This window comes from Streptomyces rectiviolaceus (assembly GCF_039533825.1).
GTDB classification, from domain to species: Bacteria; Actinomycetota; Actinomycetes; order Streptomycetales; family Streptomycetaceae; genus Streptomyces; species Streptomyces rectiviolaceus.
The window spans coordinates 29,124-44,282 of record NZ_BAAAUG010000208.1; the positions used below are offsets into that span (position 1 = coordinate 29,124).

The following is a 15,159-nucleotide window of genomic DNA, read 5'->3' on the forward strand; positions in this document are numbered from 1 at the left end:
CCCCGAAAGTGCTTGTACCACCTTGGAGGTGAGGGTGTCCCAGATCGCAGGCGAGCCCGGGAATCAGGACTTCGTCGAGGTCCGCCTTCCGGCTGCGGGTGCCTACCTGTCGGTGCTGCGTACGGCCACGGCCGGCCTCGCGGCGCGTTTGGACTTCACTCTCGACGAGATCGAGGACCTCCGCATCGCGGTCGACGAGGCCTGCGCGATCCTGCTCCAGCAGGCCGTGCCCGGTTCGGTGCTCAGCTGCGTCTTCCGGCTCGTCGACGACTCCCTGGAGGTGACCGTCTCGGCGCCGACCACCGACGGCCGGGCCCCGGAGCGGGACACCTTCGCCTGGACTGTGCTGTCCGCCCTCGCGGGTCAGGTCGACTCCTCCGTGGCCGAGGACAACACCGTCTCGATCAGTCTCTACAAGAAGCGCGGCGCGGGACCCGGGCCGGCGTGAGGGACGGGGAGGGGCCGGTGCGGGACGAAGAGCGCGGCACACGAGGTCTGTCCGGCGGGCGGGGAGGTACGCCGATAAGGCCGACGCGGGGGCGCGAGGCTCCGGTGGAGCCGGCGCTCACGGGCATCCCCGAGCAGCAGGCCAGGCCGCACCCTCAGGACCCGGAGCAGCCGGGTCCGTCGACTGTGGCTGATGCGTCGGAGCAGGCAGAGCCGACCGCCCAGGAGGAGCGCGCAAAGCCCTCCGCCCGCGGCGGCGCGCAACGGGCGGGATACATGAGCGAACACGGTGAGCAGCAGCACACCCGGCACGATCCGCAGGACCGCAGTGGTGCACGCGCGATGTTCATCGAGCTGCGCACGCTGAAGGACGGCAGCCCTGAGTACGCGGAGCTGCGCAACAAGCTGGTCCGCATGCACCTGCCGCTCGTCGAGCATTTGGCCCGCCGCTTCCGCAACCGCGGCGAGCCCCTCGACGACCTGACGCAGGTCGCCACCATCGGCCTGATCAAGTCCGTGGACCGCTTCGACCCGGAGCGCGGCGTGGAGTTCTCCACGTACGCGACGCCCACGGTCGTCGGCGAGATCAAGCGCCACTTCCGCGACAAGGGCTGGGCGGTCCGGGTGCCGCGGCGCCTCCAGGAGCTCAGGCTCGCCCTGACCACGGCGACCGCCGAGCTGTCCCAGCAGCACGGCCGCTCCCCCACGGTGCACGAACTCGCCCAGAAGCTGGCCATCTCCGAAGAGGAGGTCCTGGAGGGCCTGGAGTCGGCCAACGCGTACTCGACGCTGTCCCTGGACGTCCCGGACACGGACGACGAGTCCCCTGCGGTCGCGGACACCCTGGGCGCGGAGGACGAGGCCCTGGAGGGCGTCGAGTACAGGGAGTCCCTCAAACCGCTCCTGGAAGACCTTCCACCGCGCGAGAAGCGCATCCTGCTGCTGCGGTTCTTCGGCAACATGACGCAGTCGCAGATCGCACAGGAAGTCGGCATCTCCCAGATGCACGTCTCCCGGCTTCTCGCCCGCACACTCGCGCAGCTGCGCGAGAAGCTCCTCGTCGAGGAGTGACGAAGGAGCAGACCGCCCCTCCGGGTCTGCTCCTTCGGGACGTCTCGTGCGGGACGGCTACTTCACGTCGTCCTGTACGTTCCCCGGGCCCTTGATGCCGAGGGCCTCGGTCGTGGCGGGATTGACCAGCAGGACGAGCGCGGTCACCGCGACGGCGGCGAGCGCGATGCCGCCCGGGATGGCCATGCTGTCCGCCTGCAGCAGCTGCCAGGCCACCGGAAGCGCCATGATCTGCGTGATGATGGCGGGCCCCCGGCTCCAGCTGCGGCGGCGCAGCAGGCCGCGGGCGGCGAGCAGGGGCAGCAGCGCGAGGACGATCAGCGTGACGCCGCCCGTCGTGGCCTGTTCCGGGCTGTCGGGGTCACCCGCGAGGCCCATCACGAGCATGTAGACACCGGCGGCGATGAGTGCGGCGCCCTCCAGCGCGGCGAGCGCCGCCGCGGCCGTCAGGCGTCCGGGACGCGGGCCTGATTCCGGGGCTTCGGGGGTGGGGTTCCGCTCAGTACTCACCCTTGCAGGGTAGCTGTGCGTGTCCGCGCTCCGGTCCCCGGTGCGCACCCTCGGTCTAGGCCAGGTAAAGACCGCTAGGTACTCTGCTTCGCATGCGTGCACTCCTTGTGGTCAACCCAGCGGCAACCACCACCAGCGCGCGCACGCGTGACGTACTGATCCACGCGCTGGCGAGCGAGATGAAACTCGAGGCGGTCACCACGGAGTACCGCGGCCACGCCCGGGACCTCGGCAGACAGGCCGCGGAGAGCAAGGACATCGAGCTGGTCGTCGCCCTCGGCGGGGACGGCACGGTCAACGAGGTCGTCAACGGCCTGCTGCACAACGGCCCCGCCCCGGACCGCCTCCCCCGCCTCGCCGTCGTACCCGGCGGCTCCACCAATGTCTTCGCGCGCGCCCTCGGTCTGCCCAACGACGCCGTGGAGGCGACCGGCGCGCTGCTCGACGCCCTGCGTGAGGGAAGCGAACGCACAGTGAGCCTGGGCCACCTGTCGGGAACTCCCGGCACGGAGGACGAAGCCGTTCCGGGGCACTGGTTCACGTTCGCCGCGGGATTCGGTTTCGACGCCGGAGTGGTGGGACGAGTCGAACAGCAGAGGGAGCGCGGGAAGCGGTCCACCCATGCGCTGTATTTGCGCCAGGTGTTCCGTCAGTTCCTCGACGAGCCGCACCGCAGGCACGGAATGATCACGCTGGAACGGGCCGGCGAGGACCCGGTGACCGACCTCGTGCTCTCCATAGTCTGCAACACCTCTCCCTACACCTACCTGGGCAATCGCCCGATGTACGCGTCCCCGCAGGCCTCCTTCGACACGGGCCTCGACGTGCTCGGTCTGAAGAAGCTCTCCACCACCGCGGTCGCCCGGTACGGGACACAGCTCCTGACGTCGACGCCCGATCGGGGACCGCACGGCAAGCACGCGGTTACGCTCCATGACCTCACCGACTTCACCTTGCATTCGAAGGTGCCGCTCCCCCTTCAGATGGACGGTGACCACCTGGGGCTGCGCACGAGCGTGACGTTCACAGGCGTACGCCGTGCACTGCGTGTGATTGTGTGAGTAGAAGGGCCCAAAGTCCTTTCACTCGAACGTTTAGGCCAGGGTCCACCCCATGGAAGTACGGCTGTGACTCAGCCGACACCGAGGAATCAAAAAAAACTTGCCGGAAGGGGTTGTATCCGCCGCCGAGGTTTGCGAATCTCTACATGGCGATCGGGACGGCCCGCAACATCGGCCCCACAGATAGCCAGAACCCCCTCCTCAACGCATAGGACATCGTCGCGTATGTGACGAACGTCCCTTCCGCTGTCGAGGGATTCGTGAAAGCGTTCACATTCACAAGCAACCTGCATGTAATACCAAGGAGAGGTAGCAGCCATGGACTGGCGTCACAACGCCGTTTGCCGCGAGGAAGACCCCGAGCTCTTCTTCCCCATCGGCAACACCGGTCCTGCGCTGCTGCAGATCGAGGAAGCCAAGGCCGTCTGCCGCCGCTGCCCCGTCATGGAGCAGTGCCTGCAGTGGGCGCTCGAGTCCGGCCAGGACTCCGGCGTCTGGGGTGGCCTCAGCGAGGACGAGCGCCGCGCAATGAAGCGCCGCGCCGCTCGCAACCGTGCACGCCAGGCAAGCGCCTGACGCTCACGCCCCCTACGAGCCTGAGCCCGGCGGCGCGTACAGCGAGTACGCATCTCCCGCCCCCGAGCCGCAGCCGCGCAGTACCCCCGATGCGCAACGCAACGTGAGCAGTGAGCCCCGGACCACTTCGGTCCGGGGCTCACTGCTTTGCATGTGCGGTGCCGGGCGGGTGATCTGCCGTGATCTCCCCTCCCCCCGGCGCTACTTGTCGCCGCGCACCGGGATGTCGAGGACGACCTGCGTGCCACGCTCCGGGGCCCGCACCATGTCGAAGGTGCCGCCCATCTCGCCCTCGACCAGGGTGCGGACGATCTGCAGGCCGAGGTTGCCCGAGCGGTGCGGATCGAAGCCGTCGGGCAGGCCTACGCCGTCGTCCTGGACCGTGATGAGCAGACGGGCGTCCTTGGTGGTGCCGCCGCGTACGGCGGAGACCTCGACCGTTCCGGTGTCGCCTTCCTGGAAGCCGTGCTCCAGGGCGTTCTGCAGCACCTCCGTGAGAACCATCGACAGCGGGGTCGCCACCTCGGCGTCCAGGATGCCGAAGCGTCCGGTGCGCCGGCCCGTGACCTTGCCCGGCGAGATCTCCGCCACCATCGCGAGTACGCGGTCGGCGATCTCGTCGAACTCCACGCGCTCGTCCAGGTTCTGGGAGAGCGTCTCGTGCACGATGGCGATGGAGCCCACGCGGCGTACGGCCTCTTCGAGCGCCTCGCGGCCGGTGGCGGAGTCGATGCGGCGCGCCTGCAGGCGAAGGAGCGCGGCAACCGTCTGGAGGTTGTTCTTCACCCGGTGGTGGATCTCCCGGATGGTCGCGTCCTTGGTGATCAACTCCCGCTCGCGACGGCGCAGTTCGGTGACGTCGCGAAGGAGTACGAGCGAGCCGATGCGCGGGCCCTTGGGCTTGAGCGGGATCGCGCGGAGCTGGATCACGCCGTCACCGCCCTCGATCTCGAACTCGCGGGGCGCCCAGCCGCTGGCGAGCTTGGCGAGCGCCTCGTCCACCGGGCCGCGGGACGGGGCGAGTTCGGCGGTCGCGGTGCCGAGGTGGTGACCGACCAGGTCGGCGGCCAGACCGAGGCGGTGGTACGCGGAGAGCGCGTTCGGCGACGCGTACTGGACGATGCCGTCCGCGTCGAGACGGAGCAGACCGTCGCCCACGCGCGGGGACGCGTCCATGTCGACCTGCTGGCCGGGGAACGGGAAGGATCCGGCGGCGATCATCTGGGCGAGGTCGGACGCCGACTGGAGGTAGGTCAGCTCCAGGCGTGAGGGGGTGCGCACCGTGAGCAGGTTCGTGTTGCGCGCGATGACGCCGAGGACACGCCCTTCCCTGCGTACGGGAATGGACTCGACCCGCACCGGGACCTCTTCGCGCCACTCGGGGTCGCCCTCGCGCACGATGCGGCCCTCGTCCAGGGCGGCGTCGAGCAGCGGGCGGCGGCCGCGCGGGACGAGGTGGCCGACCATGTCGTCCTGGTAGGAGGTGGGGCCGGTGTTGGGCCGCATCTGCGCGACGGAGACATAGCGGGTGCCGTCGCGGGTGGGGACCCACAGCACGAGGTCGGCGAAGGAGAGGTCGGAGAGCAGCTGCCACTCCGAGACCAGCAGATGCAGCCACTCGAGATCGGAGTCACCGAGAGCGGTGTGCTGGCGTACGAGGTCGTTCATGGAGGGCACGTGTGCGAGCGTACCTGGCACGTCCGGCGGGTCCGCTCCGGGAGATTCCCGACGAGCCGCGGCGCCAGGGCGGGACCCTCAACCCACCCACGGCACCGCAGCCCTTCAGGAACACCGACCACCGGAATGTGCGGTACCGGACGGCCGATCGGAGGATCCGACACGGTCAGGGCAGAGAGTGCCGGTTCCTCGGTCCGCCCTCCTGTGCGGGAAGAGCGGATGCTTTACCAACGCATTGTGGACTAGACCATTCTCCTGTGTCTACGCGTCGGCGAATGTTTGTTGTTGTCTCTTTCTCTCACTTGCCGCCCAGCGGACTTATACATCGGGCCAGACCCGCATGGCCAGCTCCGCGATCACTTCCAGCTCCTGCCGGGTCGCTCCGTCGCGGGACTGCTGGGACATGCCCTGGAGCACGGCTCCGGTGTAGCGGGCCAGGGCGGGGGCGTCGGTGTCCGGGGGGAGCTCGCCCGTGGCCACGGCGGCCCTTATGCGGGTCTCGATGGAGCTGACGTTGGCGTTGCGCCGGTCGCGCAGGCCGGCTTCGACCTCCGGCGTCGCGCAGTTCGTCGCGGCGTAGATGACGAGGCAGCCGTGGGGGTGCCCGGCTTCCGTGTACTTGTCGGCCGCCTCGTGCAGCATGCGCGCGACTCCGGCGCGGACGGTCGGCTCCTCCGCGAAGGCGCGCTCGCCGAAGGAGCCGTGCGTCTGCCCGTACAGCACCACGACCTCCTCGAACAGTGACTGCTTGTCACCGAAGGCCGCGTACATGCTGGGGGCGCCGATGCCCATCGCCCGGGTGAGGTCCGTGACCGAGGTCGCCTCGTACCCCTGCTCCCAGAAGGTGCGCAGAGCCTGCTCCAGCGCGGTCTCGCGGTCGAAGGAGCGGGGGCGTCCGCGCTGTTTCGTCGCCATGGAGTGAATTGTATAGCGGCCGCTAGAAAAACGACCGGGAGTCCGCTACGGTTCTTTCTGTAACGACCACTAGAGAAACAGGGGGCGGCTCTCATGGGCGCGCTTGCGGGGAAGACGGCACTGGTCACGGGCGGCAGCCGCGGCATCGGGCGGGGCATCGCCGAGCGGCTCGGGCGGGACGGCGCACGGGTCGCCGTGCATTACGGCAGCAATGAGACGGCGGCGAAGGAGACGGTCGCGGCGATCGAGGCCGCGGGGGGATCCGCCTTCGCCTTCGGCACGGAGTTGGGCGTGCCGGGCGACGCCGAAGCCTTCTGGACCGAGTTCGACCGGCACGCCGACGGCCTGGACATCCTGGTGAACAACGCGGGGATCGGGCTCTACAGCCAGGTGGGAGAGGTCCAGGAGGCGGACTACGACCGGGTGTTCGCCGTCAATGTGAAGGCTCCGTTCTTCATCATCCAGAAGGGCCTGGCCCGGCTGCGTGACGGCGGCCGGATCATCAACATCTCGTCGGGCGTCACCCGCATCGCCTTCCCGATAACGATCGGGTACTCGATGACGAAGGGAGCCCTGAACGTCCTGACGCACACCCTGGCGCAGGACCTGGGCCCGCGCGGGATCACGGTCAACGCGGTGGCACCGGGTATCATCGAGACGGAGATGATGGACGGGATTCCCGAGAAGCAGCGCGCCGAGATGGCCGGTTACTCGGCCTTCGACCGCATAGGCCAGCCTGCGGACGTGGCGGACATCGTCGCCTTCGTCGCCTCGGACGACGCCCGGTGGATCACCGGCCAGTACATCGACGCGACGGGAGGCTCGGTGCTCGGGGTGTGAGGTCCCGCGCCCCCGTCAGCGGGTCTCCGTCACCTTCGCCAGGGCGCGCGGCGCGTCCGGGTCCTGGCCGCGGGCGATGGTGACCTCGTAGGCGAGCAGCTGGAGGGGGATGATCTCCAGGATCGGCTGAAGCTCTTCCGGCACGCCGTCGGTCGGCAGGACGAATCCGGCCGAGGCCTGCTGGACCTGGGCCTTCGGACCGACGACCACGAGGTCGGCGCCGCGTCCGCGCAGGCGGTCGAGGACGGGCCGCAGCGCCTCTCCCCCTCTGCCGTCGGTGACGACCGCGATGACGGGCGAGATGTTGTCGACCATGGCGAGCGGGCCGTGCAGCAGGTCGGCCCCGGAGTAGGCGAGTGCGGGGATGTAGCTCGTCTCCATCAGCTTCAGGGCCGCTTCCTTCGCGGTCGGGTAGCCGTAGCCGCGCGAGGTGATCACCATGCGTTCGGCGAAGCGGTAGCGGGCGGCGAGGGTCTTGACCTCGGGCCGGCGGTCGAGGAGTTGAGCGGCGAGTTCGGGCAGCGCGGCGGCGGGGGCGCCGTCTCCTCCGCGCAGTCCCTCGACGAAGAGATAGAGGGCGAGGAGGGACGCCGTATAGGTCTTCGTGGCGGGGAGCGCCTTCTCCGCGCCCGCCTGGATGTCGATGTGGTGCTCGGAGACGGCGGCCAGGGCGGAGTCGGGGTTGTTGGTCACGGCCAGGGTGATCGCGCCGGCCTCGCGGGCCGCGCGGGTCGAGGCCACCAGGTCGGGCGAGCCCCCGGACTGACTGACGGTGACGGCGAGGACGTCCCGCAGGTCGGGCTTGGCTCCGTAGGCCGTGAAGGTGGACATGGAGGTCAGGCCGCAGGGCACACCCAGACGGACTTCGAGGAGGTACTTGGCGTAGAGGGCGGCGTTGTCCGAGGTGCCGCGTGCGGTGAGGAGGACGAAGCGGGGCTTCTTGGCGGCGACCAGCTGGGCGGTCTCGCGGATCTTCGGGGCGCCGGTGCCGAGGAGGCGGCGCAGGACGTCGGGCTGTTCGGACATCTCTCGGGACATGATCCGGCCCGGCTGCTCGCTCTGCGGGGCCGTTGACGTGGCGGTCATGCTTCCCACTTTCCCCGTTCGGGGCATGGCCTGCTCGACGGGCGGGGGCGGGCCGGAGAGCCGAGCATGGAACGCGGGCAGGGAACGCGGGAAGTTGAAGCCCGGGAAGCTAGGGTCCCGGCGGGCCAGCTCTGCTAGATTGGTCTATACCACATATCCCCCGTGGGTCCTCTCTCCAGACCCGTGAGCCCTCTCCAGATCGGCAGGCCCAGCGTGGAAGTTGTCATCGTCCCGGACGCCAAGGCAGGCGGCGAGCTCATCGCGGAGGCCATGGCCGCCTTGGTGCGCCGTAAGCCTGACGCCCTGCTCGGTGTCGCCACCGGATCCACCCCGCTGCCCATCTACGAAGCCCTTGCCGCCAAGGTCGGCTCCGGTGCCGTGGATGCCTCGCGGGCGCGGATCTGCCAGCTCGACGAGTACGTGGGGCTGCCCGCCGGGCACCCCGAGTCCTACCGCTCCGTGGTGCTGCGTGAGGTCGTCGAGCCGCTGGGGCTCAGCGAGAAGTCCTTCATGGGGCCCGACGGCAGCGCGCAGGATGTGCAGGCGGCGTGCGAGGCGTACGACCAGGCGCTCGCGGATGCCGGGGGTGTCGATCTCCAGTTGCTCGGGATCGGTACGGACGGGCACATCGGGTTCAACGAACCGTGCTCCTCGCTCGCCTCGCGTACGCGGATCAAGACGCTGACGGAGCAGACGCGGGTGGACAACGCGCGGTTCTTCGACGGGGACATCGAGCAGGTGCCGCACCACGTGATCACTCAGGGGATCGGGACGATCCTCGAGGCCCGGCATCTGGTGCTGCTTGCCACGGGTGAGGGCAAGGCGGATGCGGTGGCCGCGACGGTGGAGGGGCCTGTCGCCGCGGTGGTTCCGGCTTCGGCTCTGCAGTTGCACCGGCATGCCACGGTTGTGGTGGACGAGGCCGCTGCCTCCAAGTTGAAGCTTGGGGAGTACTTCCGGGCTACGTACGCGGCGAAGCCTGCCTGGCAGGGGCTTTAAGCAGACCTGGCGTTACTCGAAGGTGCCGGGTGCCCCCCTGCTGGGGGCGCCCGGCACCTTCCGTTTGCAGCCACCTGCTGGTGCGTTGGGGCTGAGCGCGCAGTTCCCCGCGCCCCTTACGGGGCGCCTGCCCTAGCCCCCTGTGATGACCTCTGCCGCCGCCAGGCCGCAGACCCTTGCCGCGCCGTGTGTGGCGATGTGGAGGGCGCCCGTCGGGGCTGACTGGGGTACGCCCATCTCGACCACGATCGTGTCGGGGCGGGCGGTCAGCAGGGTGTTCAGGGACTCCGCCATCCACGCGTGGCGGTGGGCGTCGCGGACGACGGCCACGATCCGCCGCTCCCCCGCCTCGGCCAGCGCGAGCGCACCCGCGTCCGCGCCGGTGAAGCTGCCCGTCTGGGTGCCGGGCAGCAGGCGTTCCAGCTCCGCGGCCACGCCCCACGGGGTCTCGTCGCCCACCGCGATGTTGGCCATCGGGGTAAAGGCGGCGACGTACGGAGCTTCGGTGAGCGGGGCGGCGTAGGACTCGCCCCGGGTGACCGTCAGGGCGCGGCGGGCCGCCACCAGGCCGATCTCGGTGCCGGGCGCGCCCCCCGAACGCTCGGCCGCGCCCGGCACCGAAGTCCAGTGGGCCAGCGCACGGACGCGGGCTGCCGCGTCGGCGAGGCGCTCCTCGGAGAGCTCGCCCGTGCGGACTGCCCCGACCAGCGCGTCGCGAAGGCGCAGCACCGTGTCGTCGTCCGCGAGGCCGCCGCCCACGCAGATCGCGTCGGCGCCCGCGGCGATGGCGAGGACGCTGCCGCGCTCGATGCCGTAGGTGGCGGAGATGGCCTGCATCTCCATGCCGTCCGTGACGATCAGGCCGTCGTAGTTCAGTTCCTCGCGCAGGATCCCCGTCAGGATGCGGCGCGAGAGCGTCGCCGGGTACTCCGCGTCCAGGGACGGGACCAGGATGTGCGCGCTCATCACCGCGCGTGAGCCCGCGGCGATCGCAGCACGGAACGGCGCCAGGTCGCGGGCGCGGAGCACCTCGGGGTCCACCCCGATGCGCGGCACGTCGTGGTGCGAGTCGACCGCGGTGTCGCCGTGCCCCGGGAAGTGCTTGGTGCAGGCGGCGACGCCCGCGGACTGCAGCCCCTCGACGTACGCGGCGGTGTGCCGGGCCACCAGAAGCGGATCCGCGCCGAAGGAACGTACGCCGATGACGGGATTGTCCGGGTTGGAGTTGACGTCGGCGGACGGCGCCCAGTTGAGGTTGACGCCGCACGCGGCGAGCCGGCGGCCGAGCTCCGCGGCCACGTCACGGGTCAGCGCCGTGTCGTCGACCGCGCCGAGCGCGTGGTTGCCGGGGAAGGAGGAGCCGGAGCGGACCTCCAGGCGGGTCACGTCACCGCCCTCCTCGTCGATGGCGACCAGGACGTCGCCGCGCTCGGCGCGCAACTGGGCCGTCAGCGCGGCCAGTTGTTCGGGCGAGGCGATGTTGCGGCCGAACAGGCCGACCGATGCGAGGCCTTCGCCGATCCTGCGGAGCAGCCAGTCCGGCGCGCTTGTCCCGACGAAGCCGGGCTGCAGGACGGTCAGGGCGTCGCGGGTCAGCGTGTCGGTGGGGCGGGTGAGTGTCGTCATGTGGCGTGTTATCCCTTCACGGCACCGTCGGTCAGACCGCTGACGGCCCTGCGCTGCAGGAAGACGAAGAGGACGAGGATCGGGACGGCGAAGAGCGAGGCGGCGGCCATGGTGGCACCCCAGTCGTCGCCGAAGGCGGTCTGGAAGCCGGAGAGCCACACCGGCAGCGTCTTGGCCTCCGCCTCCTTGTTGAGGACAAGCACCAGCGGGAATTCGTTCCAGGCGGTGATGAAGCCGAAGAGCGAGGTCGACATCAGGCCCGGCGCGAGGAGCGGCAGGATCACCCGACGGAACGCCTGCATCCGTGAACAGCCGTCGACCATCGCCGACTCCTCGAGCTCACGCGGCACCGCGGCGACGAAGCCGCGCAGCGTCAGGAGCGTGAAGGGCAGGATCATCACCATGTAGAAGAGGGTGAGCGGAACCAGGCTGTTCAGCATGTCGGCGTCACGCACGATGATGTAGATCGCGATGACCATGACTTCCCAGGGCGCCATCTGGGCCAGCATGAAGCCGATGATGAAGCCCTTGCGGCCCTTGAAGCGCATCCGGGCGAGTGCGAACGCCGACGCGAGGCCGATGATCAGCGAGAAGACCACGGCGAGCACCGTGACGGTGAGGGAGTTGCCCACCATCGTCCAGAAGTGTTCGGCCTCCACGGCCGTCTTGAAGTGCTCGAACGTCGCGTCGGTCGGGAACCACACCGGGTCCTCGCTGATGATGTCGCCGGTCGGCTTGAAGGCCGTGGCGAACATCCAGTAGACCGGGAAGACGAAGCCGATGAAGAGCACGACGGCCACGGCGTTGGGCCAGATGCGGCGGAGCCGCCGAGACGTAGCAGTGCGCGTCACAGCTCGTCCTCCCCTTGCTTGAGCACGATCCGCAGGTAGAAGGAGGTCAGGACCAGCAGGATGACGATGGTGAGCAGCGCGATCGCCGCACCCATGCCGAAGTGCTGGTTGCCCATGCCCTCGATGTAGGCGTAGACGGGCAGGATCTCGGTGAGCCGGTCGGGGCCGCCCTCGTTGAGCGCGAAGACCTGTGCGAACGCCTTGAAGACCCAGATGATCTCGAGGAACGTCGTCGCGTAGAGGAAGGGCCTCATGTACGGCAGCGTGACGTTGGTGAACCGCTTCCACGCGCCCGCGCCGTCCAGTGACGCGGCTTCGTAGAGCTCCTTGGGGATCGTCGTCGTCGCGGCGTACAGGTTGATCGCCACGAAGGGGATCGACTGCCAGACGATCAGGACGATGACCACGAAGAACGTGGAGTACTGGCTGCCCATCCAGTCGTACTCGGCCATCGAGTGCCAGCCGGCCTTGTCCAGGACCCAGTTGACGACACCGAAGCGCGTCGCGAACAGCCACTGGTAGACGGTCGTCGACGCGATGATCGGCATGGCCCAGGCGAGCACGAGTCCGACCAGGAGCAGCGTCCGCATCCGCTTGCCGAGCCGCGCGAGCAGCAGGCCCACCAGGGTGCCGAGCAGCATGATCAGTACGACGTTGACCGCGGTGAACGCGATCGAGCGGCCGGTGACCCGCCAGAAGTCCTCGCCGGAGAGGACCTCCTTGAAGTTGTCGATCCCGTTCCACTCCGTGAGGTGCAGGATGAACTGCCTCATGTTGAGGTTCTGGAACGACAGCATTCCGTTGGTGACCAGGGGCCAGCCGAGGAACACGAGCGTGGCCGCGATCGCGGGAAGCAGTAGCAGGTAGGGCGCGAGCGACCGGGCACGCTCGCGGGGCTTGCCGGGATCTCCCGGCCGTCCGTCCGTTTTCACGACGTCCGTCGGGCCGGTGGGCGGCCGTTCGGTCTGCACGGTCATGCTCGCCATCTCTTTCGTGGGCATCGCGGAACGCAGCGCTGTGCCGGGGCAGCGGGCCCGGGGGTTGGTGACACCCCGGGCCCGAAGTCCCCGGCAGGAGCGCGTCCTTACTGCTTCTGCGACAGGCGCTTGTTGAACTCGCCCTCGACCTGCTTGGCGGCGTCGGCGTTCGACTTACCGTTGAGCACGGCGGTCATGTAGTTCTTGATCGGGTTCGGCGGGTTCTCCACGGCGGCCCACTCCGGGATCAGCGGCGTCGTGCCGCCGCCCGCGGTCGCGGGGGCCATGGCCTCAGCGGCCGGGTTGCCCTTGAGCTGGGCCTCCAGGGCCTGCTTGTTGGGAATGACGCCGCCTTCCTTGGCGAGCGCACCCTCGTGCTTGTCGTTCAGCGCGATCTTCAGGAACTCCTTGGCGAGCTCCTGCTTCTCGCTGGTCGCGGCGACGGCGAGGTTCGAACCGCCGAGGAAGACGCCCTCGGGCTTGTCGGCGGTGGCGCCGGGGATCGTGAAGTAACCGATGTCCTTCTCGATCTTCGGGTTCGCCTTGATCGCGGTCGCGGCCTCCCAGCTCATGCCCACGAACGCGCCGGTCTTGCCCTTGGCGAAGACCTCGGCCTGCTGCGGGGTGGCCTCGTCCTTGTTCTTGGGGGCCTTGGAGAGGTCCGCGAACTCCTTGTACGTCTTCATGGCCTTGGCGACCTTGGGGTCGGTCAGGTTGGAGACGTACTTGTCGCCGTCCTTCTTGACCAGCTCGGCGCCCTCACCGATGGTCAGGCCGACGAAGTGGTACCAGTTCTGGCCCGGCAGGTAGATCGGCTCGGCCTCGGTCTTGGAGCCGATCTGCTTGAGGTCCTTGAGGAACTCGGCGCGGGTCTTGGGGGTCTCCTTGATGCCGGCGTCGGCCCAGACCTTCTTGTTGTAGATCACGACGCGGTTCAGGACGAACCACGGGGCGGCGTACTGCTTGCCGTCCACGACCGAGGACTTGTTGATCGACTCGGTCCAGTCGGCGCCGAGCCCTTCCTTGAGGTCGCTGAGGTCGGCGAGGCCGCCGGTCTTGGCGTACGCGGCGGTCTGGGTGTTGCCGATCTCGAAGACGTCCGGCGGGTTCTCCTCGGAGAGGGCGGTGGTCAGCTTCTGCTGGATGCCGTTCCACTGCTGGACTTCGACCTTCAGCTTGGCGCCGGTCTTCTTCTCGAAGGCGGCCTTCACGTCCTTGGACCAGCCGTCGGGCGTGGAGCCGTCCATCGCCCAGAGCGTCAGGGTCTCCCCCTTGAAGCCGTCCGCCCCGGCGTTCTTGTCGTCGCTGTCGTCGCTGCCACAGGCCGCGATCGAGACCAACATGCCTGCGACACCGATGGCCGCTATGAGCTTGCGCTTCACGTCACCCTCCTCAAGGGATGCCAGTCAACCCCCCACCCGCAGCGACCAATAGGACCGAGATCTGCCCGTGGGACTGGAACCTGGTCTTTAATGGTGTAGACCAGTACGGGGAGCTTGGCCTAGACCTTTAGGGGTGTCAAGGGTGTATAAGAAGGGCTGTCAGGTCCGTTATCGGACCGACACCTGAGCGGGCACAGTCCCCTCAGCCCGGTACGTGCCACGATGTGAGCCGCGACAGACGGAGGAGCCGGTGACGGCAGCAGCACAGGAGCCGGGAAGGCAGAGCATGGGCACAGACGCGGGTAGTACAGGAACCGACGTGGACGGGGCCCCGAGCGTCGGCCGCACCGCGCGCGTGCCCAAGTACTACCGCCTGAAGCGGCACTTGCTCGACATGACGGAGACCCTGCCGCCCGGCACCCCGGTGCCCCCCGAGCGCACGCTGGCCGCCGAGTTCGACACCTCGCGCACGACGGTGCGCCAGGCCCTGCAGGAGCTGGTCGTCGAGGGCCGCCTTGAGCGCATCCAGGGCAAGGGCACCTTCGTGGCCAAGCCCAAGGTCTCCCAGGCGCTCCAACTCACCTCGTACACCGAGGACATGCGGGCCCAGGGCCTCGAACCCACATCGCAGCTCCTGGACATCGGCTACATCACCGCCGACGACACCCTCGCCGGACTGCTCGACATCAGCACGGGCGGCCGGGTGCTCAGGATCGAGCGGCTGCGGCTCGCCAACGGCGAGGCCATGGCCATCGAGACGACGCACCTCTCGGCCAAGCGCTTCCCGGCCCTGCGCCGCTCCCTGGTGAAGTACACCTCGCTCTACACGGCACTCGCCGAGGTGTACGACGTCCATCTCGCGGAGGCCGAGGAGACCATCGAGACCTCCCTCGCCACCCCGCGCGAGGCGGGCCTGCTCGGCACGGACGTGGGCCTGCCGATGCTGCTCCTGTCGCGGCACTCCCTGGACGGCGGCGGCCAGCCGGTGGAATGGGTGCGTTCGGTCTACCGCGGCGACCGCTACAAATTCGTGGCACGCCTCAAACGCCCCACGGACTGACCCTCTTCCGGGGTCTGGCGCGGATCTCCGTGCTGCCCTAGGTTCCTCCCGTCATCGCTTGATGAACGGGAGGACGACCCG

The 15,159-nt window shown here is 69.0% G+C and carries 15 protein-coding genes; 7 read left to right on the forward strand and 8 right to left on the reverse strand.

What is annotated here, in order from left to right:
• Nucleotides 1-34: 34 nt before the first annotated feature.
• Together ABD378_RS41155 and ABD378_RS41160 are read left to right on the forward strand one after the other, a co-directional pair.
• Nucleotides 35-448 (forward strand): ATP-binding protein, encoded by a 414-nt coding sequence (locus ABD378_RS41155; RefSeq protein WP_135332116.1) that lies wholly within the window; start codon nucleotides 35-37, stop codon nucleotides 446-448.
• Complete coding sequence (locus tag ABD378_RS41160; RefSeq protein WP_344530084.1) at nucleotides 445-1,518, forward strand: RNA polymerase sigma factor SigF; 1,074 nt, start codon at nucleotides 445-447, stop codon at nucleotides 1,516-1,518. Before ABD378_RS41155 ends, ABD378_RS41160 begins: the two co-directional genes overlap by 4 nt.
• Before the next feature lie 57 nt (nucleotides 1,519-1,575).
• Here ABD378_RS41160 and ABD378_RS41165 read toward each other — a convergent pair whose 3' ends face one another.
• Nucleotides 1,576-2,028: a hypothetical protein gene (locus ABD378_RS41165; RefSeq protein WP_344530086.1), complete on the reverse strand. Its 453-nt coding sequence runs from the start codon at nucleotides 2,026-2,028 to the stop codon at nucleotides 1,576-1,578.
• Nucleotides 2,029-2,120: 92 nt separating this feature from the next.
• Here ABD378_RS41165 and ABD378_RS41170 point away from each other — a divergent pair, with 92 nt between their 5' ends.
• Together ABD378_RS41170 and ABD378_RS41175 are read left to right on the forward strand one after the other, a co-directional pair.
• Complete coding sequence (locus ABD378_RS41170) at nucleotides 2,121-3,089, forward strand: diacylglycerol/lipid kinase family protein (RefSeq protein WP_344530088.1); 969 nt, start codon at nucleotides 2,121-2,123, stop codon at nucleotides 3,087-3,089.
• Between the two features lie 318 nt (nucleotides 3,090-3,407).
• Nucleotides 3,408-3,665 carry a WhiB family transcriptional regulator gene (locus tag ABD378_RS41175; protein ID WP_016639615.1) on the forward strand — a complete coding sequence of 86 codons (258 nt, stop codon included), beginning with the start codon at nucleotides 3,408-3,410 and terminating at the stop codon, nucleotides 3,663-3,665.
• Between the two features lie 201 nt (nucleotides 3,666-3,866).
• On the opposite strand, the gene ABD378_RS41180 is transcribed toward ABD378_RS41175, so the two are convergent.
• A complete protein-coding gene (locus ABD378_RS41180) occupies nucleotides 3,867-5,333 on the reverse strand; it encodes a sensor histidine kinase (protein WP_344530133.1) in 1,467 nt (488 codons plus the stop codon).
• 327 nt (nucleotides 5,334-5,660) lie between these two features.
• The gene (locus ABD378_RS41185; RefSeq protein WP_344530090.1) at nucleotides 5,661-6,257 is read right to left on the reverse strand and encodes a TetR/AcrR family transcriptional regulator; all 597 of its coding nucleotides are present in this window, start codon (nucleotides 6,255-6,257) and stop codon (nucleotides 5,661-5,663) included.
• Between the two features lie 93 nt (nucleotides 6,258-6,350).
• On the opposite strand from ABD378_RS41185, the gene ABD378_RS41190 reads away from it, so the two are divergent.
• Complete coding sequence (locus tag ABD378_RS41190) at nucleotides 6,351-7,097, forward strand: SDR family oxidoreductase (protein ID WP_344530092.1); 747 nt, start codon at nucleotides 6,351-6,353, stop codon at nucleotides 7,095-7,097.
• Between the two features lie 15 nt (nucleotides 7,098-7,112).
• Here ABD378_RS41190 and ABD378_RS41195 read toward each other — a convergent pair whose 3' ends face one another.
• Nucleotides 7,113-8,183 (reverse strand): SIS domain-containing protein, encoded by a 1,071-nt coding sequence (locus ABD378_RS41195; RefSeq protein ID WP_344530094.1) that lies wholly within the window; start codon nucleotides 8,181-8,183, stop codon nucleotides 7,113-7,115.
• A 213-nt stretch (nucleotides 8,184-8,396) separates the two neighbouring features.
• Here ABD378_RS41195 and nagB point away from each other — a divergent pair, with 213 nt between their 5' ends.
• On the forward strand, nucleotides 8,397-9,182 hold the full coding sequence (nagB, locus tag ABD378_RS41200; RefSeq protein ID WP_344530135.1) for a glucosamine-6-phosphate deaminase: 786 nt from the start codon (nucleotides 8,397-8,399) through the stop codon (nucleotides 9,180-9,182).
• Between the two features lie 132 nt (nucleotides 9,183-9,314).
• Here nagB and ABD378_RS41205 read toward each other — a convergent pair whose 3' ends face one another.
• The 4 genes from ABD378_RS41205 to ABD378_RS41220 all read right to left on the reverse strand — a co-directional run bounded on the left by ABD378_RS41205 (nucleotide 9,315) and on the right by ABD378_RS41220 (nucleotide 14,018).
• Complete coding sequence (locus ABD378_RS41205; RefSeq protein ID WP_344530097.1) at nucleotides 9,315-10,808, reverse strand: glycoside hydrolase family 3 protein; 1,494 nt, start codon at nucleotides 10,806-10,808, stop codon at nucleotides 9,315-9,317.
• Between the two features lie 8 nt (nucleotides 10,809-10,816).
• Nucleotides 10,817-11,623, reverse strand: a complete 807-nt coding sequence (locus tag ABD378_RS41210) for a carbohydrate ABC transporter permease (protein WP_344530137.1) — start codon at nucleotides 11,621-11,623, stop codon at nucleotides 10,817-10,819.
• A gap of 32 nt (nucleotides 11,624-11,655) precedes the next feature.
• Nucleotides 11,656-12,636 carry a carbohydrate ABC transporter permease gene (locus tag ABD378_RS41215; protein WP_344530099.1) on the reverse strand — a complete coding sequence of 327 codons (981 nt, stop codon included), beginning with the start codon at nucleotides 12,634-12,636 and terminating at the stop codon, nucleotides 11,656-11,658.
• A 107-nt stretch (nucleotides 12,637-12,743) separates the two neighbouring features.
• A complete protein-coding gene (locus ABD378_RS41220; RefSeq protein ID WP_344530101.1) occupies nucleotides 12,744-14,018 on the reverse strand; it encodes an extracellular solute-binding protein in 1,275 nt (424 codons plus the stop codon).
• A gap of 286 nt (nucleotides 14,019-14,304) precedes the next feature.
• On the opposite strand from ABD378_RS41220, the gene ABD378_RS41225 reads away from it, so the two are divergent.
• On the forward strand, nucleotides 14,305-15,078 hold the full coding sequence (locus tag ABD378_RS41225) for a GntR family transcriptional regulator (RefSeq protein ID WP_344530102.1): 774 nt from the start codon (nucleotides 14,305-14,307) through the stop codon (nucleotides 15,076-15,078).
• The last annotated feature ends 81 nt before the right edge of the window (nucleotides 15,079-15,159 follow it).

What these genes read in the sequence shown, in the direction of transcription:
- ABD378_RS41185 (WP_344530090.1), bottom strand. Translation starts at nt 6,257, where the DNA reads ATGGCGACGAAACAGCGCGGACGCCCCCGCTCCTTCGACCGCGAGACC.
- ABD378_RS41180 (WP_344530133.1), bottom strand. Translation starts at nt 5,333, where the DNA reads ATGAACGACCTCGTACGCCAGCACACCGCTCTCGGTGACTCCGATCTC.
- ABD378_RS41175 (WP_016639615.1), top strand. Translation starts at nt 3,408, where the DNA reads ATGGACTGGCGTCACAACGCCGTTTGCCGCGAGGAAGACCCCGAGCTC.
- ABD378_RS41190 (WP_344530092.1), top strand. Translation starts at nt 6,351, where the DNA reads ATGGGCGCGCTTGCGGGGAAGACGGCACTGGTCACGGGCGGCAGCCGC.
- ABD378_RS41170 (WP_344530088.1), top strand. Translation starts at nt 2,121, where the DNA reads ATGCGTGCACTCCTTGTGGTCAACCCAGCGGCAACCACCACCAGCGCG.
- ABD378_RS41195 (WP_344530094.1), bottom strand. Translation starts at nt 8,183, where the DNA reads ATGACCGCCACGTCAACGGCCCCGCAGAGCGAGCAGCCGGGCCGGATC.
- ABD378_RS41215 (WP_344530099.1), bottom strand. Translation starts at nt 12,636, where the DNA reads ATGACCGTGCAGACCGAACGGCCGCCCACCGGCCCGACGGACGTCGTG.
- ABD378_RS41205 (WP_344530097.1), bottom strand. Translation starts at nt 10,808, where the DNA reads ATGACGACACTCACCCGCCCCACCGACACGCTGACCCGCGACGCCCTG.
- ABD378_RS41225 (WP_344530102.1), top strand. Translation starts at nt 14,305, where the DNA reads ATGGGCACAGACGCGGGTAGTACAGGAACCGACGTGGACGGGGCCCCG.